This window comes from Proteus alimentorum (assembly GCF_002607735.1).
GTDB lineage: Bacteria > Pseudomonadota > Gammaproteobacteria > Enterobacterales > Enterobacteriaceae > Proteus > Proteus alimentorum.
Genome location: NZ_NBVR01000026.1, coordinates 57,220 through 75,689 on the forward strand (window position 1 = coordinate 57,220; position 18,470 = coordinate 75,689).

18 protein-coding genes, 1 tRNA gene and 1 pseudogene are annotated in these 18,470 nt (G+C 35.8%); 9 read left to right on the forward strand and 11 right to left on the reverse strand.

Going from position 1 to position 18,470, the window contains the following annotated elements; translation table 11 throughout:
- Positions 1-307: 307 nt before the first annotated feature.
- From cbpM to B6258_RS08875, 3 genes are all read right to left on the reverse strand, one after another.
- On the reverse strand, positions 308-613 hold the full coding sequence (gene cbpM / locus B6258_RS08865) for a chaperone modulator CbpM (protein WP_099074956.1): 306 nt from the start codon (positions 611-613) through the stop codon (positions 308-310).
- Complete coding sequence (gene cbpA, locus B6258_RS08870) at positions 613-1,554, reverse strand: curved DNA-binding protein (protein ID WP_099074957.1); 942 nt, start codon at positions 1,552-1,554, stop codon at positions 613-615. The genes cbpM and cbpA overlap by 1 nt, the downstream gene beginning before the upstream one ends.
- Before the next feature lie 102 nt (positions 1,555-1,656).
- Complete coding sequence (locus B6258_RS08875) at positions 1,657-2,529, reverse strand: LysR family transcriptional regulator (RefSeq protein WP_099074958.1); 873 nt, start codon at positions 2,527-2,529, stop codon at positions 1,657-1,659.
- Between the two features lie 100 nt (positions 2,530-2,629).
- Here B6258_RS08875 and B6258_RS08880 point away from each other — a divergent pair, with 100 nt between their 5' ends.
- Positions 2,630-3,082, forward strand: coding sequence for a multidrug/biocide efflux PACE transporter (locus B6258_RS08880; RefSeq protein ID WP_099074959.1), 453 nt, complete (start codon positions 2,630-2,632; stop codon positions 3,080-3,082).
- Positions 3,083-3,248: 166 nt separating this feature from the next.
- The gene (locus B6258_RS08885; protein ID WP_099074960.1) at positions 3,249-3,776 is read left to right on the forward strand and encodes a DUF4303 domain-containing protein; all 528 of its coding nucleotides are present in this window, start codon (positions 3,249-3,251) and stop codon (positions 3,774-3,776) included.
- A 350-nt stretch (positions 3,777-4,126) separates the two neighbouring features.
- Here the strand turns inward: B6258_RS08885 and B6258_RS08890 are convergent, their stop codons facing one another.
- The 3 genes and pseudogenes from B6258_RS08890 to B6258_RS08895 all read right to left on the reverse strand — a co-directional run bounded on the left by B6258_RS08890 (position 4,127) and on the right by B6258_RS08895 (position 6,012).
- Positions 4,127-5,254, reverse strand: coding sequence for an ABC transporter substrate-binding protein (locus tag B6258_RS08890; protein ID WP_099074961.1), 1,128 nt, complete (start codon positions 5,252-5,254; stop codon positions 4,127-4,129).
- Between the two features lie 302 nt (positions 5,255-5,556).
- A pseudogene (locus B6258_RS18620) lies at positions 5,557-5,834 on the reverse strand (phage tail fiber protein).
- A gap of 90 nt (positions 5,835-5,924) precedes the next feature.
- A tRNA-Ser gene (locus B6258_RS08895) sits at positions 5,925-6,012 on the reverse strand.
- 182 nt (positions 6,013-6,194) lie between these two features.
- Here B6258_RS08895 and tusE point away from each other — a divergent pair.
- On the forward strand, positions 6,195-6,524 hold the full coding sequence (gene tusE, locus B6258_RS08900; protein ID WP_023581360.1) for a sulfurtransferase TusE: 330 nt from the start codon (positions 6,195-6,197) through the stop codon (positions 6,522-6,524).
- A 44-nt stretch (positions 6,525-6,568) separates the two neighbouring features.
- Here tusE and B6258_RS08905 read toward each other — a convergent pair whose 3' ends face one another.
- On the reverse strand, positions 6,569-6,850 hold the full coding sequence (locus B6258_RS08905) for an acylphosphatase (protein WP_099074962.1): 282 nt from the start codon (positions 6,848-6,850) through the stop codon (positions 6,569-6,571).
- 197 nt (positions 6,851-7,047) lie between these two features.
- Here B6258_RS08905 and hspQ point away from each other — a divergent pair, with 197 nt between their 5' ends.
- Positions 7,048-7,368 carry a heat shock protein HspQ gene (gene hspQ, locus B6258_RS08910; RefSeq protein ID WP_206073616.1) on the forward strand — a complete coding sequence of 107 codons (321 nt, stop codon included), beginning with the start codon at positions 7,048-7,050 and terminating at the stop codon, positions 7,366-7,368.
- Positions 7,369-7,447: 79 nt separating this feature from the next.
- Here the strand turns inward: hspQ and B6258_RS08915 are convergent, their stop codons facing one another.
- Positions 7,448-7,861, reverse strand: a complete 414-nt coding sequence (locus tag B6258_RS08915) for a CoA-binding protein (protein ID WP_099074963.1) — start codon at positions 7,859-7,861, stop codon at positions 7,448-7,450.
- A gap of 136 nt (positions 7,862-7,997) precedes the next feature.
- On the opposite strand from B6258_RS08915, the gene B6258_RS08920 reads away from it, so the two are divergent.
- Positions 7,998-8,456 carry a methylglyoxal synthase gene (locus B6258_RS08920; RefSeq protein WP_075673145.1) on the forward strand — a complete coding sequence of 153 codons (459 nt, stop codon included), beginning with the start codon at positions 7,998-8,000 and terminating at the stop codon, positions 8,454-8,456.
- A 2-nt stretch (positions 8,457-8,458) separates the two neighbouring features.
- Here the strand turns inward: B6258_RS08920 and helD are convergent, their stop codons facing one another.
- Positions 8,459-10,510, reverse strand: a complete 2,052-nt coding sequence (gene helD / locus B6258_RS08925) for a DNA helicase IV (RefSeq protein WP_099074964.1) — start codon at positions 10,508-10,510, stop codon at positions 8,459-8,461.
- A 114-nt stretch (positions 10,511-10,624) separates the two neighbouring features.
- Between helD and yccS the strand changes: the two genes are divergently transcribed.
- Complete coding sequence (gene yccS, locus B6258_RS08930; protein WP_099074965.1) at positions 10,625-12,787, forward strand: YccS family putative transporter; 2,163 nt, start codon at positions 10,625-10,627, stop codon at positions 12,785-12,787.
- A gap of 76 nt (positions 12,788-12,863) precedes the next feature.
- Here yccS and B6258_RS08935 read toward each other — a convergent pair whose 3' ends face one another.
- A complete protein-coding gene (locus tag B6258_RS08935; RefSeq protein WP_099074966.1) occupies positions 12,864-13,472 on the reverse strand; it encodes a TfoX/Sxy family DNA transformation protein in 609 nt (202 codons plus the stop codon).
- Between the two features lie 230 nt (positions 13,473-13,702).
- Between B6258_RS08935 and sulA the strand changes: the two genes are divergently transcribed.
- Together sulA and ompA are read left to right on the forward strand one after the other, a co-directional pair.
- Positions 13,703-14,254, forward strand: coding sequence for an SOS-induced cell division inhibitor SulA (gene sulA / locus B6258_RS08940; RefSeq protein ID WP_099074967.1), 552 nt, complete (start codon positions 13,703-13,705; stop codon positions 14,252-14,254).
- A gap of 347 nt (positions 14,255-14,601) precedes the next feature.
- Entirely contained in the window at positions 14,602-15,702 is a 1,101-nt protein-coding gene (gene ompA, locus B6258_RS08945) for a porin OmpA (protein WP_099074968.1), read from the forward strand.
- 199 nt (positions 15,703-15,901) lie between these two features.
- Here the strand turns inward: ompA and matP are convergent, their stop codons facing one another.
- A complete protein-coding gene (gene matP / locus B6258_RS08950) occupies positions 15,902-16,363 on the reverse strand; it encodes a macrodomain Ter protein MatP (protein ID WP_088493264.1) in 462 nt (153 codons plus the stop codon).
- A gap of 361 nt (positions 16,364-16,724) precedes the next feature.
- Here matP and B6258_RS08955 point away from each other — a divergent pair, with 361 nt between their 5' ends.
- Positions 16,725-18,467, forward strand: coding sequence for an AAA family ATPase (locus tag B6258_RS08955; protein WP_099074969.1), 1,743 nt, complete (start codon positions 16,725-16,727; stop codon positions 18,465-18,467).
- Positions 18,468-18,470: the final 3 nt, after the last annotated feature.

Here is an 18,470-nt window from a genome sequence, read left to right on the forward strand (position 1 = left end):
GTGATTTATATCCCAATGATTATTATATTTCGAAATAAAAACATGAATTATGTGCATCATATTAATATCAGTGAGTTTTATAGAAAGATGTATTTAAAATATAAATAGAGTTTTTATTATTGATGAAATCTAAAAATGTAATGCAAATGAAACTTAATTATAAAAATAGCTGTAAACATTAAATTAAACAACAATTAATTAAATCTAATAATGTTCCATGTTAATAAAATATATTAATAGTAATAAAACTTAGACATAAAAATAGCCACTAAGTTGTTTACTTTTTTAGTGGCTATTTTATTAATCTTTATTCATTTATGAAGCGCATTAACTGCTGACGTAGTTGCTTATTTTCTTGTTTTAACTGTTCATTTTCATCTAATAAAGTCAGTGCTATGGCGATACCATGCCAATCTAATGCAAGCTCTTTATGGAGTTTTAATGCACGATGTGTCACCACAATAGCGTTATCATCAAAAAACCACTCCTGAGTTTCAATTTCTAGCGGTTCGATCACACCAAGAGCGACAAACTCTTTGAGCTCATCATTTGATATTCCTGTGTGATAACAAAACTCAGTAACAGTAAATACTGTTGTTGTTAATTGACCCATTATTTATTCTCCCAGTCTTTACGTGGATTATAATCGGTCTGGCTATCTGCAATTTGTTGCCATAATTCGCGTATCTTTTCATCAGATTTAGGTGGCATCACAATTTTTAAAATTGCATATAAATCACCGCTGACCTTTTTGCTAACTAACCCTTTTCCCTTAATACGTAGCTTTTGTCCTGCCTGACTTCCTGCTGGGATAGTTAACAATATTTTTTCTTTTATTGTAGGTATAGGAATTTTTGCACCTAATGCAGCTTCCCAAGGAGCTACAGGAACAACTATTTCTAAATCATGACCTTTAATATCAAATAGAGGATGAGGTGCAATACGAATTGTTAGCCATAAATCACCATTCTCACCTCCATTTTCACCCGAAGTACCTTGCCCTTTTAAGCGTATACGTTGCCCATCAATAACACCGGCAGGAATTTTAACATTCAGTGTTTTAGGAATTTCTTTTTCCAAAATACCGAAGACATTATAAACAGGTAATTGGTAACTTATTGTGCGCTTATGCTCTTCCTGTGATTCTTCCAGAAAAACAGCTAATTCTATTTCTAAATCATGCCCACGCTGTTTAGGCGCCTGTTGAGTTCGATGCCCTTCAAAGGGAGAATGTTGACCAAAAAATGAAGCATAAAAATCATCAAAATCTTCTTGGCTAAAGTTTTCTTGACCCTTATTTGAATGTTGTTGTGTAAATTGTCTAAATTTAGGATCATTGCGATGTGCCCATAGTTCATCGTATTCAGCTCTACGTTGCTCATCACCTAATATTTCCCATGCTTGAGCAATTTCTTTAAAACGCTCCTCTGCATTTGGCTCTTTACTGACATCTGGATGATATTTTTTCGCTAAACGGCGATAAGCTGTTTTAATCGTTTTAGTATCATCAGTGGGTTTAACACCCATAATGGCGTAATAATCCTTTAATTCCATAGTGATATCTCAATTATGTTAAATAATGAATTAAATATTAATATCCTAGACTTGATTAATTATAGAACAAAGAAACTATGTTGAGTGATGTATTATCTATACCTAAATAGATGCGGGAATATTGTTTTTCAAAAGCTGATCTATCATCCAATATCCTGCTTTTCCTGGCGGATTATTTCTCGACCAAACTAAATCGATATCTATTTTTTTCGGAAATTGATCATAATTCAGACTAACGAGTAAATCATGCCCAAATTGCTCAACTAACCAAGTGGGTAATATTGCCCAACCCATTTCTTGCTCTGCCATTTCAAGTAGCAATAAATAGTTAGGTGCCAGCCAATTTTTTTCACTGTTGATGACAAATTGAGCACGACTACTTAGCCGTAATTGACGATGCATGGTTAAATGTTGATAGCTAATTTGCTTTTCTTTCGCAAGTGGGTGAGTTTTATGTGCATATAATCCTAACTTACCACTTACAGGTAAGCGGGCAAAAGCAATATCGGCTGGATATTCTATTCGTGATTCCATCATACCGATATGTGCCTGATTATTTTGTAGCATATTAATGACATCATCATTTTCAGCGACAAGAAATTCGAATTCAATATGAGGGAATTCTTTATCTAGAGTTTTTAAGAGTTGCTCAGAATAAGGGGGTTGATACATATCAGAAAAAACGCAACTTAAACGAGGCTCCATTTCTGGTGATAGTTCTATTCTTAATGCTTGTAAGCGTTCATCCGCCGCTAATATATCTTCAACTAAGCTGAGTACCTTTTGCCCTGCAAAAGTTAGTGTTGATTCTCTTCCTTTACGCTCAAATAGTTCAAAGCCCATATCATCTTCAAATCCACCGATCGTACTACTAACAGTAGATTGGCTTTTATTTAATTTTCGCGCAGCCGCAGAGAATGATTTCAACGAAGCAGCTTCAATAAATGTACGCAAAGTTTCTATGGAATAGTTCATTATAGTATCGGTTTTTTCGATGGCTCCTATTTTGTATATATACAAAACATCATCAATAATTGCACTCGTTTTTTGCTAACTAATTAATTTGAGGTGGGATATGAGCCAATATCAAAAAACATTTACTGAGCGCGTTTTTCACGCTGTTTCATTTGAAGTGATAGCCATCGTAATAACAGCACCACTTAGTGCCTGGATTTTGGGTCGCTCAATTTTTCAAATGGGAACCGTTACTATTGTTTTATCGACATTAGCTATGTTACTGAATTTATTTTATAACATGATTTTTGACCATTATTGGCCTTTAATCAAAGGCTCAAGACCAACAAAAATACGAGTCATACACGCCATTGGCTTTGAATTAAGTTTTGTGATCATTGGTTTACCAATATTGGCATTTTTATTAAATATGTCACTGTGGAATGCATTCTTATTAGAAGTTGGCTTCTTTGCCTTTTTCCTTTTCTATACCTATGCATTTAATCTTAGTTACGATAAATTACGTAAAAATTGGTTTCATCGTAAACAAAAACGGGTTATTGCACGTCAATAATTACACAAAGACACCTTTTGAACTATCATTAGGTGTTTTATCACCAATCAAAAGTAGGCACTCATTATTTTATACCATTAAATTATAATATTAATATACTATTCTAATTATCTTCATACAGAGCAATTATTATGATTGTCGCTGTATCTAACTGGATTATGATTTAATGATGATATTAAATGATGAAATAATTAAAAATATAAAAAATGATATTGTCTCTTTTGCAATAACAGAAACAGAGAAATTTTTAACAGAAAAAAGTGGCGAAGTCTTTTACGCCTTTGCATTCGATTTAAATGCCGCATATGGAGAAGTCAATCTTTGCTTTAACACTGAAGAATATTTTCAAAAAACATTAAAACACTATCAAAATCAATCTGATGGTTACGCTTACCATTCACATGAAGAGATAAAAAGCTTAAAATACAATACAGGTGATTGGGAATACCAATGCTTTAGTACTCTTTATCCTATCGATGAAACATGCTTAGAACAACTTTATCATACGTCTTATGAAGACGGCTCTTACTCTCACGTTTTAACAAGAATGATTCACATATTTTCAGAATGTCTAACCCTGTTTAAGCAAACAGAGACTTACAAAAAAATCCCAAAAACTGATGATTTTATTGCTTTTACAATTGATCATGATGAAGATGTTGAAGATGCTTTAATGCGCATTGGAAAATATTAATAAAACTGTATAGAACGATAAATATCATAGATGTTCAAAAATAAAGCGATAACCGAACGGTTATTTATTATTGACACAAGAAGAGTATCAATAAATGATCTTTTTTATTAGTTCTATACTTTTTGCAATTTTTTTGACCACTATATTAGCCTATTGGTGTTTCTCTGCACTTTTTCCTAAAGCGCCACCCACAACACTTTCTTGCCTTTTAGCAAGAACGTTTCTGGGTGTATTGCTCATTATTATAGTGATCTGCCTTATTTTAACTTTATTAAGTCAGATACTCTGATTAGCCGAAGTGTAAATGAGTATAGAAAGCCCTTAAAAAACAAGGGCTATAATTAAAATTTTTATTTATCTGCTTTTGCTGCCCAAAGAAATTGAGCATTAGGTAATGTGGTATATTTTTCTATTATCTCTTTATAGGTGTTTTCTGGCTTTAATTCTGCAAATTGTTCAGGGTAAATGAAGGTTGCTAAATATTCTAAACCAACGATGTTATATGGATGATTATAGAAATTGTGATATATACCATATAATCGCTCATTTTCAACGGCTGCGATCTGATTAAATCCAATTCTGCTCTTCAATCGTTTGAAACCTTCCTGAGTCTCTTTGTTGGATACCCCATAGCCAAATGGTGCAGCAATATTATTCTTATTAATCCAGCGAGATCCCGTTACAATATATACATCAGGTTTAGTGCTAATAACTTGCTCTAAAGAAATAACACCCGAAGCGCCTGGTAAGAAATGACTGCCTATATTGTCACCCCCAACAGCTTGAATCAAACCACCCCAACCCGCATTATTATGTGTAAAGCAGCACCCATCACCGTTAGCTCCAGCCTTTGCTTCTACAAATACACTTGGTTTATTTTTAATTTCTTGAGTTTTATTTTTAATACTATCTAGGTGTTGTTGATAAAAATCTGTATATTCTTTAGCTTCACTCTCTTTATTTAAAATAATACCAAGAAGCTCAACACTTTCTTTCGTGTTTTTGACTGGCTCTAAAAAAGTATCAACATAAATAATAGGAATATTGGCCTCTCTTAAAATACTGACAACACCCGACCCTTCTAATGCAGGTTTGGCTCTTAGTTGAGCGATCAGAACATCTGGTCGTTGTGCAATAACTCGCTCTGCATTAACTTCACCTTTGTCATTAAATCCCATATCAGGGATCGCATTTATATTAGATTTCCATTTCTGTTCTAATAAAGAAACTGTCTGTGGATCCGATTTTTTCAGATTATTATTCCATGCTACAACTCTTTCAAACGGGTTATTTCTATCAAGCAAAGCCAGCGTTAAAATATCTCTACCATCTTGTAATACAATGCGTTTAGGTTCATGTTTTAACGTTATTTTTTGCCCATCTGTATCCGTAATTGTCACTGGATATGTTGTAGCCGATGCGGTAAAAGGAAGTAATGCAGAAAGAGATATTGCTAACAGGTGATATTTATTTTTCATAGTATACTCTCCATAATAGAGAGTTAATGCTAACAATTATCATTAGCATCATCAATAGAAATCATCTTTATCTGACTACCAAATAAATTCGTTTTAATAGAACGGTATCTAACAATAAATATTCGGGTCTGATATGCTCTCTAAAAACAAGTTTCGCTAACCACTTTGACGTTAAATGGTCAGTTTTAACTAACCTGTCCATTTAACAGCGTCACAATTAACCATCTTATTTTTGTCTGTATGCCTCTCTGCGCTTCTTCCATCTCATGTATTCTCACGTTATAGATTGGTTACTCTGGCATCTATACACGCACGGAAATAAAACGGTCATCAGAGATATCAATTGAGTCTTCATCATTGAGGCCATCAATTTCATTATTGGCTAACTCAGGCGCATTAAGGTGCTTACGATGATAGCTTTTAACGAGAATAGAACCGTCTTCATTAACTTTAGAGTTAATCCAAATGAGGGCTGTTTATTGATATTGAGAGGAATTTCAATACTGCTATCGACACCGCCCCATCCTGCATCTGAATTAAATCCAAGTATGCCTTTAATGAGATATTCGCCTTTAGCTATTCGAGTAGCAAGGTAGCGCTTTCAGGAAACAATGATTTAACAAGAAGATTTTATTTTACTGAGATTAGGATACGCTAGGAGATGATGAGATGGCGGAGGAGGAGAGATTCGAACTCTCGGATGGTTTCCCATCGGCGGTTTTCAAGACCGCTGCCTTCAGCCGCTCGGCCACCCCTCCGCAATGGGGAGCAATATAAACACCTAAGCTTATGTTGTAAAGCCCTTATTGTACTGTTTGCCGTAAAATTAAACGCATTACAAGTCAATGGCTTAATTTATCAACGATTTATGGGTTCTACTTGGGTATTTTCCTTATTTTTGCTAAATTAGCGGTATTATTTTTGATTGGTTGCTATGCACATGTTTGTATTTAACGGAAAAGAAATCGAGACAGATAGTCACGGTTATTTAAAAAATAGCAATGAGTGGAATGAAGATATGGTTCCAACATTAGCTGAACTAGAAGAAATTGAGCTTACAGAACAACATTGGGAAATTATTCGTTTTGTTCGCCAATTTTATTTAGAATTTAATACCTCCCCTGCTATTCGTATGTTAGTAAAAGCGCTTGCACAAAAATATGGCGATGAAAAAGGAAATAGCCGTTATCTTTATCGTTTGTTTCCTAAAGGCCCTGCAAAACAGGCAACAAAACTTGCGGGTTTACCAAAACCCGTTAAATGTATTTAATATTATCTTTCGATAAAAGATAATTAAAAATCATTGAAACTATATCACTCACAATGGTGGATTGAAAAATCTGCCATTTGTTCATATTCACAAGATATCGCTGACCAAAATGTAATTTTGGCACTTTTGGGTCCACCAACTTCTAACCAATCTTCAAATTCTTTTAATGCATTTTCTTTCGCGAAAGCCTTTACTCCCACACTACCGTCATCACGATTCCAAACATATCCTGTTATTGGTCGTTTTTTCATCCATTGATAAGTAAAAAAACGAAAACCAACACCTTGAACACGTCCTTGAATAATATATTCTCTACCGATTTTCATATGCCCCTCTAGTCGTATTCTTCAAATAAAAATTCTGTCTAGGTTATTGTCTTTTCTTTATACAATAGATAATCTGATTTTGTGAGGTTCTTTATTCATAATGAAAGCAAAGGATTATATTTTTTTCAAATCCTTGAAATTTCACTTTGTACCCTCATATATATAACCAATAAGCAAGGCTATATGGAGGTGATACTATGATGACCGCCAGCAAATTTGGGATAGGACAGCAAGTTAGACATAAATTACTCGGCTACTTAGGCGTTGTTGTCGATGTGGATGCTGAATATTCCCTTGATCAACCTAATGAGGATGATATTGCATCTAATGTGACCTTGCGAGCAGCACCTTGGTACCATGTTGTGATGGAAGATGATGACGGACAACCCGTTCATACTTATCTTGCTGAAGCGCAGATAACCTATGAAGTTTCAGATGAACACTTAGATAATGACTCATTGGATGAGTTATCACAGTCAATTCGTAGCCAATTACAGGCACCACGATTAAGAAATTAACTCAATTAATCTACATAACCAGTAATCTGAATAAAATGATAATCGCCGAATTTGTTTTCGGCGATTTTATTTTGGCGTATTACCAAGGAAGACCATGTGCTTCAATTTCTTTTTTAGGACAACGATCCATTACCACTCGTAACCCAGCATCTTCGGCTAAATTTTTTGCCTCTTCATTAATAACACCAATCTGCAACCATAATACTTTGGCATTAATTTCAATGGCTTCTTGCGCAATTTCCAATGCTACGTCAGATTGACGAAAAACATCAACCATATCAACAGCAACAGGAATATCTTTTAATGAGGCATAGCATTGTTGCCCCAATAAAGTTTCCCCTGACATACCTGGATTGACAGGGATAACATCATAGCCTTGTTCTAATAGGAATTTCATGACTTTATAGCTTGGGCGATCTTCTTTATTACTCGCACCAACAAGCGCAATGGTTTTAACGCTTCTTAAAATGTCATAAATGTCTGAATCCACCATTATCTACTCCGTTCATCATGAAGATTGAAAATATTATGATACATCATAGTATCTTGATCTGTTCATAGCTTATAAGATAAAAAAAAGGTATTTTGAAAACTGGAACAATTACTATATTTATTTTTAAAGGTATCAAATGGAACAAATTGACCGCACGCTCTTAAAAGAAAAAAATATCGCGCTTGTTGCCCATGATCACTGTAAAAGCTCATTACTGGAATGGGTTGAAAATAATCGTGAACAACTGTCTCTACACAAGTTATTTGCAACAGGAACTACCGGTAACTTAATTAATCACCACACTGGCCTTACTGTTACTCAAATGCTAAGTGGCCCAATGGGTGGAGACCAACAAATAGGTGCAATGATCGCTGAAAAGAAAATTGATATTATGATTTTCTTTTGGGATCCATTAAATGCCGTTCCGCACGACCCCGATGTTAAAGCGCTTCTACGCTTAGCCACTGTCTGGAACATCCCAGTTGCAACAAATCGTGCAACTGCGAATTTTTTAATTTCATCACCTCTCTTTTCACAAGAATCTACAATTAAAATTCCAGATTACGAAGGTTATTTAAAAGAGAGATTAAAATAATCCTAAGGTTTTCTCTGTATAGGAACACCTTGAGACTCTAGTTCTGAAACAAAACAAGATGGCTGTTGTTTATTAAATAATAGCCATACTTGTTTTTTTGCTCTTGTTAAAGCGACATACATTAAACGTCGCTCTTCCGCGTTAGGATAATCTTCAATACTAGGCAATAATGCCAATTCAATAATCGATTCTCTTGCTGGTGCTGGAAAAGCATCTTTACCATCTTGTAAACCTAAAATAATAACGTAATCTGCCTGTTGCCCTTTTGAAGCGTGAAAAGTCATAAATTGTAGATCTAATTTAGGCCAACGTGTTTTCGCTTTTTTTAATAATTCTGGTTTTAAATAGTGATAGCGAGCGAGTAAAAGAATGGTTTCATTTTCTTCTACATAACCACTCATTTTATTAAGTAAATTTTCAAGTTGATCGTCAGATAACAGCACAACTGACTTTTTATTACCTTTCACTAGACTATTTAAAGGCTTAGATAATTGAGCGGGATTTTGTTGAATAAACGTATTGGCAACATTTCCTATCGTGTCATTAAAACGATAAGTCGTATCTAATGCACATTCAGCACCTTCACCAAAAGAGTGATGGAAAGAAGTCGTTAATAATAATTCTGCACCACTAAAACGATAAATGGCTTGCCAATCATCGCCTACTGCAAATAGTGATGTTTGTTTATTTTGCTGTTTTAATGCAGTTAATAATGAAGCTCTTAATGGTGAAATATCTTGGAACTCATCAACAAGAATATGTTTCCATGGGCTAATAAAACGCCCTTTTTCAATAAGATTGATAGCTTGATGTAATAAGCCCGAAAAGTCGATTGCATCTTCCTCTTTTAATGCCGTTTTCCAAGCTTTTAATAATGGCGATAATAATTTTAAATACTTTTTAAAGACTTCTTTATATTCGGGTTGTACACTTTCAATCAGAGATTTTTGGCTACCTCCTTGCATCCTTAATAAACCGATCCAACGCTCTAATCTTACGGCAATTTGGTTTTCTAATTTTTTATCATGCCAAAACTCACCATCAGGAATATCCCATTCAAGCTCTTGAGATAACCACTCTCGCCACCCTTTTGCTTGTGCCTTTTTCTGTTGGCACTGCTCTCGCCACTCACCTAATAATAGTGCTCTTCTTTTTTCACTATTTATTTCAAGCTCACTAATTTTAGGTTGTTTTTTTGTCGCTTGCTGAATAACGGATAATGCCAGTGCATGGAATGTTTTTGCCATAATATCGGCATTTAAACGACTAGAAAGTCTTTCATTCATTTCTTGTGCAGCTTTACGTCCAAAAGCAAGTAATAAAATTTGATCTGGCTGCGCTAACTGACGACGTAATAACCAGCCTGCTCTTGCGACTAATACTGATGTTTTACCACTTCCCGCACCAGCGAGAACAAGAATATTTTCTTCACCATTAATTACGGCACGACACTGCGATTCATTTAATGGCGATGATTCAATCGTATTAAAAAATTCCGCATGCTCATTTAATATTTGAGTTATCCATGCAGCATTTTCTTTATTAACAAGTGCTTCACCGTGTTTTAGCCATTCTAAACATTGCTGATAAAGAGTATGGCAATTATCAAATTGAATAAGGCGTTCAAGAGGAAGGGGAATAGCAGAAAAGCTTTCTTTGATAGATTGTTGAATTTCACTCAGTTTAGACTGTCTTATCCATCTATTTGATTGAGTGATTTCATTAATATTCTGGAGTTGCTTCTCAAGCACCTGAGCGCTTATTTCGCTCATTTCTTTACTCCAATTTTGCCATGACTGATAAAGATAACGATAAAACTGCTGAGTTTCTTCCCAGTCTGTTCCATGTAATCGAACAACTTTATCTTCAGGCAATAAAAATTCTAACTCTCCCCACACAATCCCTTTTTTACAGAAAATATTAATCAATTCGTTAAAAGGAATTAAATACTGATGTTTTTCACCACTGACTTCAATACCTGCATTTAACAATTTGACTCTATTATAAGGATGCTGTGCTAAACGTTGTCCCATAGGGGTGGATTTCAGTTCCATACGTAATTCCTGCAATAAATAACAAATAGTCTGTTGTTAAGCTCTTTTTAATCGGTGATAAACCCTATATTCTAAGAGGTAATTATCTTCATCTTGTTTATTTAAGGGCTTTTTGTGTTCACTTTGCTAAATGGCGCCCGCCGATTTATCTATAATAGCCACTTTTTATATTATATTCGCATAATAATCGCGCTTACAGGAACGACTTTATTTCCTTGGATTTTAGGGCAAGAGCCTAAATACACAATTCCTCTAACGTTGGGTGTGGTTGCAGCAGCATTAACTGACTTAGATGATAGGCTTGTCGGTCGTTTAAAAAACCTCGTTATCACTTTATGCTGTTTTCTGCTTGCTTCAGCATCAATAGGATTACTTTATCCATATCCTATTTTATTCTTTTGTGGTTTAGCCATTTCTACTTGGGGATTTATTTTATTAGGTGCTTTAGGGCAACGGTACGCAACCATTGCTTTTGGTGCTTTATTAATCGCAATTTATACTATGCTTGGTATGCCGATTTTCCCTGAATGGTATGAACAACCCGTTTTATTACTGTTAGGCGCTATTTGGTATAACTTATTAACATTAATTGGTCACTTATTATTCCCAATTCGCCCAGTTCAGGACAATTTAACTCGCTGCTACCAACAGCTTGCAACTTACCTTGAAGCTAAAGCAACATTATTCGATCCTGATATCGAAGATGACTATCAACATTCGCTTTATAATTTAGCAATGGCAAATAGCCAATTAATTGACACAATGAACCAAACTAAAGTTGCATTATTAAGTCGATTAAAAGGTGATAGAGGCCAACGTAGTAGCCGTTTCACTCTTCATTACTATTTTGTTGCTCAAGATATTCATGAGCGAGCAAGTTCGTCGCATGTTCAATACCCACTATTAAGTAATGAATTGCGACATAGCGATGTGTTGTTTCGTTTTCAACGTTTACTTTCTATGCAAGCACGAGCTTGTGAACAAGTTGCACAATCTATTCTTTGGCATAAAAAATATCAGCATAACCCTTCATTAGAGCGTGCTATAAATTATTTAGAGAATGCATTAAATCATTTAAAAAACACGACGTCAGAACCACAATTAATAGCGCCTTTAAATAATTTACTGCAAAATCTTCAAGGCATTGATGCGCTTCTACGAAGTATTAGTACAGAGCAATACCAAATATCCCATGACCAAAAAGAAGAAACGCAACTTTCTGATGATGGTTTAACGGGATGGCGCGACATTGCACTAAGAATAAAAGAGCACCTCACGCCTAAATCGGCACTTTTTAGACATGCCGTTAGGATGTCACTCGTGTTATGTATTGGCTATGCCATTATTCAATTTTTCCAATTGGATAGAGGCTATTGGATATTATTGACAAGTCTATTTGTTTGCCAACCAAACTACAATGCCACTCGTCGACGTCTTACCTTACGTGTAAGTGGTACTATTATTGGTATTTTAATCGGCTTCCCTATTTTATATTTTGTTCCTTCAATTGAAGGGCAACTCGTTTTAATTGTGATAACGGGCACGCTCTTTTTCGCATTTAGAACCATACAATATGCACATGCCACACTATTTATTACTTTATTGGTTTTATTAAGCTTCAATTTACTTGGTGAAGGTTATGATGTTGCCCTTCCCCGTATTATCGATACCTTAATTGGCTGTGCCATAGCATGGTTTGCTGTCAGCTTTATTTGGCCTGATTGGAAATTCCGTCAACTACCTGTTGTTATTCAAAAAACAATGACAAACAACTGTTATTATCTTGATGCCATCCTTATTCAGTATTACCAAGGAAAAGATAATAGCTTGAGCTATCGTATTGCTCGTCGAAATGCCCATAGCAGTGATGGAGAATTAGCATCACTGATCTCAAATATGTCATCAGAGCCAAAAAGTTATCAAGCATCCCAAGAGGTCGCTTTCCAGTTGCTTTGCTTAAATCATACTTTACTCAGTTATATTTCTGCACTTGGCGTTCATCGTTCAAAAATAGAAGATGAGAATGTGCTCACGTTGCTTAATGATACGGTTTGTTATATCGATTCTGCTTTACGTCGAAAAATGCCACAAGATGAAGGATTTAAGCAATCTCATGCAGAATTAATTGAAAGGATCAATCTATTACCTAATGCAGATAATCCTCGCATTCAATTAGTACTCACTCAAATCCGATTACTATTGGATTTACTGCCACAGATTATTAGTTGTATCCAAATTATTGAGCAAAGCGAATCCAATAGCCTCCCTCAAACTTAAGCTAAATCTCTTACTGACGTTATTTTCTCTAATTCCCATAAGCATATTAGAGAAAATAACGGTCATTACTTTTATCTTATTGGAAAGATAATTCGTTGTACCAATCTAATAACTCCATTTTAAGTTGATTAGGTAATACAGAACGATGACACCCAACGATAGCGCCTGCCAATGAAAGTAAAAGTTCACTATTTCTCAAATTGTGGCTACGCACTAGTTTTAGATAACACGCTTTTGCACCGATTAAACGCAGTTCTTCAACTTGATTAATGCCAATTTGATTCAATCTTTTTTCTAACATCACACCTAGATTAGGTAAGTCTTTTATTCTGCAAGGCTTCTTTCGTTGTCCTAAATATTCTTGAATGCTGTAGTGATATGACATATCAATATATTGATCTAATTTTTGCTGATGTTTCCATAGCGAATCCGTTATATGGTAATAACGCAATATGATAGGAATTCCTTTTTTCAAATAGGTATAGGAACTCATTTTTGTTGCCTTAAAAAGAGTTTCTAAAAAGCCACTTCCTTTTAAATAAAACTCATTATCAGACGTAATAGCAAACATAACATCATCAATCATTAAGCTAACACCACCAAATTGAGACTTTGTTGTTAACTCTCCATATTGCGCAATACGCGATAACAAATGAGCCTTCCTTTGCTCAGGTAAAAATAACATTGAAACTCCGACACAAACTTTAAGATTAAATTTTTATCTTTGAATTCAAAAACATGCATAAGACATCACAAGAGAGACAATAAAGAATTTCTCTTTTATTGCCAATAGTTAACGGCTTAAAAATAATGATTTACATAAAATTTGAGAGGAACTTTCAAAAAAATGCGCTTGATTTAAGCGAAATATAGGGATACTGTATATTCATACAGTACACATGGAACGAGGTAAATATGACACTCTCAACATCATCTCCGACAAGACAGAACGCCATTCTCCAAGAGATCTCAAATGAGGTATTACCTCTATCTATCCCTTCAACAGTGGCGACTTACGATAGCAATAATAAACAAGGTATGGTGAGTGAACTTCTCTACCAAAATCCACTCGTCATTAATCACATCCTTTTGCCATTACTGAAACAGTATAGCCATGAATCACGTTGGTTATTGTGGTTAAACCCACAACAAAAGCTAAATCGGACTTGGTTAAAAAATGCAGGATTGCCTCTTAACAAAATAATCCAGTTAAATCATATAAATATGATAACTACTGTTGATTTAATGGAAAAAGCACTGGTGAGTGGTAACTACAGTGTCGTACTCGGTTGGTTACCAGAAATATCGCCAGAAGAGATGAAGCGATTAGAATCTGCTGCAAGTAAAGGAAAAAGCCTCGGGTTTATTATGCGACAGCAAATGAATACAAATATCCATTTAGAAAGTAGTAATGCATCTAAACGACATTTGAATTCCGTAAAAATTCATTCAATTCACTACCATTAGTGAAATTTAAGAGTTTTCCTAATACTCAAAACACTCCGATATCATTTAAGATAAGTCAAATGTATTTATAACCCAAATCATATAGTTACAGTAAATTTAACAAAAATACAGAATCTTTCCCATTGTGGAATAAGGCGGATCTTTTTAAAATTTTAAGTCGAATTTTAAAGGATTACTTGTAACTTTTTAAGTTCATTGTAGACTTTATGTCGTTAAGGTTATGCTTTAAATCCCATTTTTGGGATCATCATTTGATGAAAGCATTGGATTCCTAACAATAATTTAACCAAGGGCAAATAATAAGGCTTAAAGCCAAATGCCTAACTTGGATGATAACGAGGCGTAAAATGAAAAAGACAGCTATCGCATTAGCAGTGGCAGTGGCAGCTTTCGCAACTGCAGCGCAAGCAGCTCCAAAAGACAATACCTGGTATACCGGTGGTAAATTAGGTTGGTCTCAATACCAAGGTACTAGCAACCAATGGAATGTAGATGGTAAAGACGTGTCTATCGGTAACGGTAACACTCACCGTGACCAATTAGGTGCTGGTGCATTTGCTGGTTATCAGTACAACCAATACTTAGGTTTTGAGCTGGGTTATGACTGGTTAGGTCGTATGGCTTATAAAGGTTCATACAACAACGGTGCTTTCAAAGCTCAAGGTATCCAGTTAACCACTAAATTAAGCTATCCAGTAATGGAAGACTTAGACGTTTATACACGTTTAGGTGGTATGGTATGGCGTGCAGATTCTTCTGCAACTAAAAACGCTACTTTAGCATCTCCAGCTCAAAAACGTTTCTCTGAAAATGACACTGGCGTTTCTCCAGTATTCGCATTAGGTACTGAATACGCGATCACTCCAAACATCGCTACCCGTGTTGAATATCAGTGGATCAACAACATCGGTGATAAAGGTACTCTGAATGCGCGTCCAGACAATGGCATGCTGAGTGTTGGTGTTGCTTACCGCTTCAACCAAGAAACTCCAGCTCCAGTTGTAGCTCCAGCGCCAGTTGTAGCTCCAGCGCCAGTTGTTGAAAACAAAACCTTTACTCTGCGTTCAGACGTTCTGTTCAACTTCAACAAATCTACTCTGAAAGCTGAAGGTCAAGAAGCTCTGAATGGTCTGTACGCTGAACTGGCTAACATCGACCCAACTCAAGGTCGTGTAGTCGTTATCGGTTACACTGACCGTATCGGTTCACAAAACTACAACCTGCCTCTGTCAGAAAAACGTGCTCAATCTGTAGTTGATTACCTGGTTTCTAAAGGTATCCCTGCAAACAGCATCTCTGCAGAAGGTCGTGGTAAAGAAAACCCAGTTACTGGCAACACATGTGACAACGTTAAAGCTCGTTCAGCTCTGATCGATTGCTTAGCGCCAGACCGTCGTGTTGAGATCGAAATCCAAGGTACAACTGAAGTTGTTGTTCCTGCTAAATAATTCAAATAGTAGAATAATCTACTGTTGATGAATTCAAAACCCTGCCAATGGCAGGGTTTTTCTTTTATAGAGATAAAATTAAGTAAAAATATAAAGACAAGAACGTTTTCGGACGGGTATGAAATATCACAATAAAAACAGAGAACAAAAATAACGATGGAAATAATTGTCAAATCCAATAAGCCAAAATTAATGTAACTTATTTTTCTTTATCGCGTTCTAATAACTCAATAAGCCCATCTTTTAAACTATGTACCTTTAATGCATATTGTTCTTTTCGCTCAGCGTCTTCAATTAATTGCACAATCGTTTCTGACAATGTGATCCCTCTTCGTTGGGATAATGCAGATAAGCGTTGCCAGACTTTAAACGTTAAATCGATTGATTTTTTGCGCGTGTGTTGATGCTCAGCATTAAAATAACGTTTTCTACGAGCTCGAATAGTTTGCTTCATCCTATTAGATAAATCAGGATTCATATGCAAATCTATCCACTCTAAAACTTTTAATGGTTGCGATTCAAGAAGCAACAGTTGCTCAACAACTTCATCAGCAGCACTTTTTTCTATATAACGGGTAATTAATTCACCTTCACGGTGTTTTTTTACTAGATAGGCCCATTTCCAGCCACATTCTAGGTTCTCTAATTGTTGATATTTCATACAAAATCCCGTGACAACGTAACTATATAGTAGCATATCAACAATTTTACAAAAATACTGCCACTGAACCGAAATTTTTTGACTATTTTATAGGCGGAGTTATTTTAGATAATCTTTCTTATCAATTAATAACAAGCCTTGATAAGGGATAGTTTTCTGAGCACGTTATGATAGAATCGAGCGTCGCTATCATAAAACCTTAATGACCCATTATTAACTCGTCATTATAAGGTCGTAGCGGTACATATTCCCTGCCTATGCAGTTGATGACAGTTAAAGAACCGTCTTATTGCAGGATAGATATCGACTTATACGATATCTAATTATCTCTTTTCACTAATCAATAATAAAAACGGTAACCTTGAAAAACAACGAATTAGAATGGCAGGCGTTACGTCCTGATTACGCCTCCTACCAAACTTTCTTTCAAACAGCATCTCAATTACCTGCATCTCTACTTCGTGAGGTTCAACCTCGCCTGTATGAAAGTTTACAATGGTTAAACAATGCAGATTCAGGGCAGTTTATGCTGTTAAAAGCGGATGATTCTACTGCTTACTTTGATATGCTGACAGACACATTAACGCAATCAGGGATCAAAACTGATCCTATTGTTGGCAGTTATCAAGCAGAAACCAATAAAATCGATTGGCAAGAAAATGTACAAGGTGCATTTTCATCATCAGAATCTATTACTTGTTGCCAATGGATAGAGCCAGAACAACTCTTTGGTTCATTCTATTGCCATAAAGACGAAGTTACCCTCAGCCCAGGCTTATTGCATAAAGTTAATGGAGGCATCTTAGTCCTCTCTATAAAATCTTTACTTGCACAACCACTAATGTGGTTCCGCCTTAAAAAAATGGTTGAAGAGCAACGTTTTGAGTGGCTTGTCTGGAATGACAATCAATCCCTGCCTTTACCTATTGAGAGTATGCCACTCAATCTTCGTGTTATTTTAGTTGGTGATAGACTTAGTCTTGAAGAGCTTGAATTTATGGAGCCTGAGCTAAGTAGCACTGCTTTATATGGTGAATATGAATACGACATGTATTTAGAAGATGAAACCGCGCTTTCTCAATGGTGTGGCTTTGTCAATTCACTGTGCCAAAAATATCGCCTCCCATCTCTATCTGCGGATGCTTGGGAAGTCTTGCTAACACAAGCCGCAAGACAACATGAAGATCAACTCATTCTGAGCCTAGATTTAGAATGGATATTACGTCAGCTTCGTTATGCAATGCGTTTTAATCATGATACTTCTCTAAATGCTGAGGCATTGAAAAAAGCAGAAGAAAATCGCCTATGGCGACACAGTTACCTGTTAGAACGTAGCCGTGATGAGATTTTACAAGACCAAGTCATGATACAAACAGAAGGCGAAGCTGTTGGTCAAATCAACGGGCTTTCTGTCTTAGATTACCCGGGATATCCTGATTTAATTGGAGAACCGACTCGCATTACCTGCGTTGCACATATAGGTGATGGTGAGTTTACGGATGTTGAGCGAAAAGCTGAGCTTGGTGGCAATCTTCATGCTAAAGGAATGATGATTATGCAAGCTTACTTAAACTCAGAATTACGTTTAGACCAACCACAGCCATTTAGCACCTCGATTGTTTTTGAGCAATCATATGGTGAGGTTGATGGTGATAGTGCCTCTTTGGCTGAATTATGTGCTTTTATTAGTACACTGGCACAACAACCTATTGATCAGCAAATTGCTGTCACAGGTGCTGTCGATCAATTTGGTCAAGTCCAACCGATTGGTGGCGTAAACCAGAAAATCGAAGGCTTCTTTGATATCTGCCAACAAAGAGGATTAACCGGTGCTCAAGGCGTAATTATTCCTCTTGCCAATATTCGTCATCTGGTACTCAACGAAAATGTGCAACAAGCGGTAAAAGAAGAAAAATTTCATATTTGGCCTGTCACTCATGTAGCGGAAGCGATAACGTTACTGACTCGTCAGCCCTATTATGAAGAGCAATGTGAACCAGAACAATCAGACTCACACTTGTTAGCTGTTATTCATGATCGTATAACACTGGCAAATAATCAGGATAGACCTAAATTACCTTGGTTCTTACGTCTATTCAGATAATTC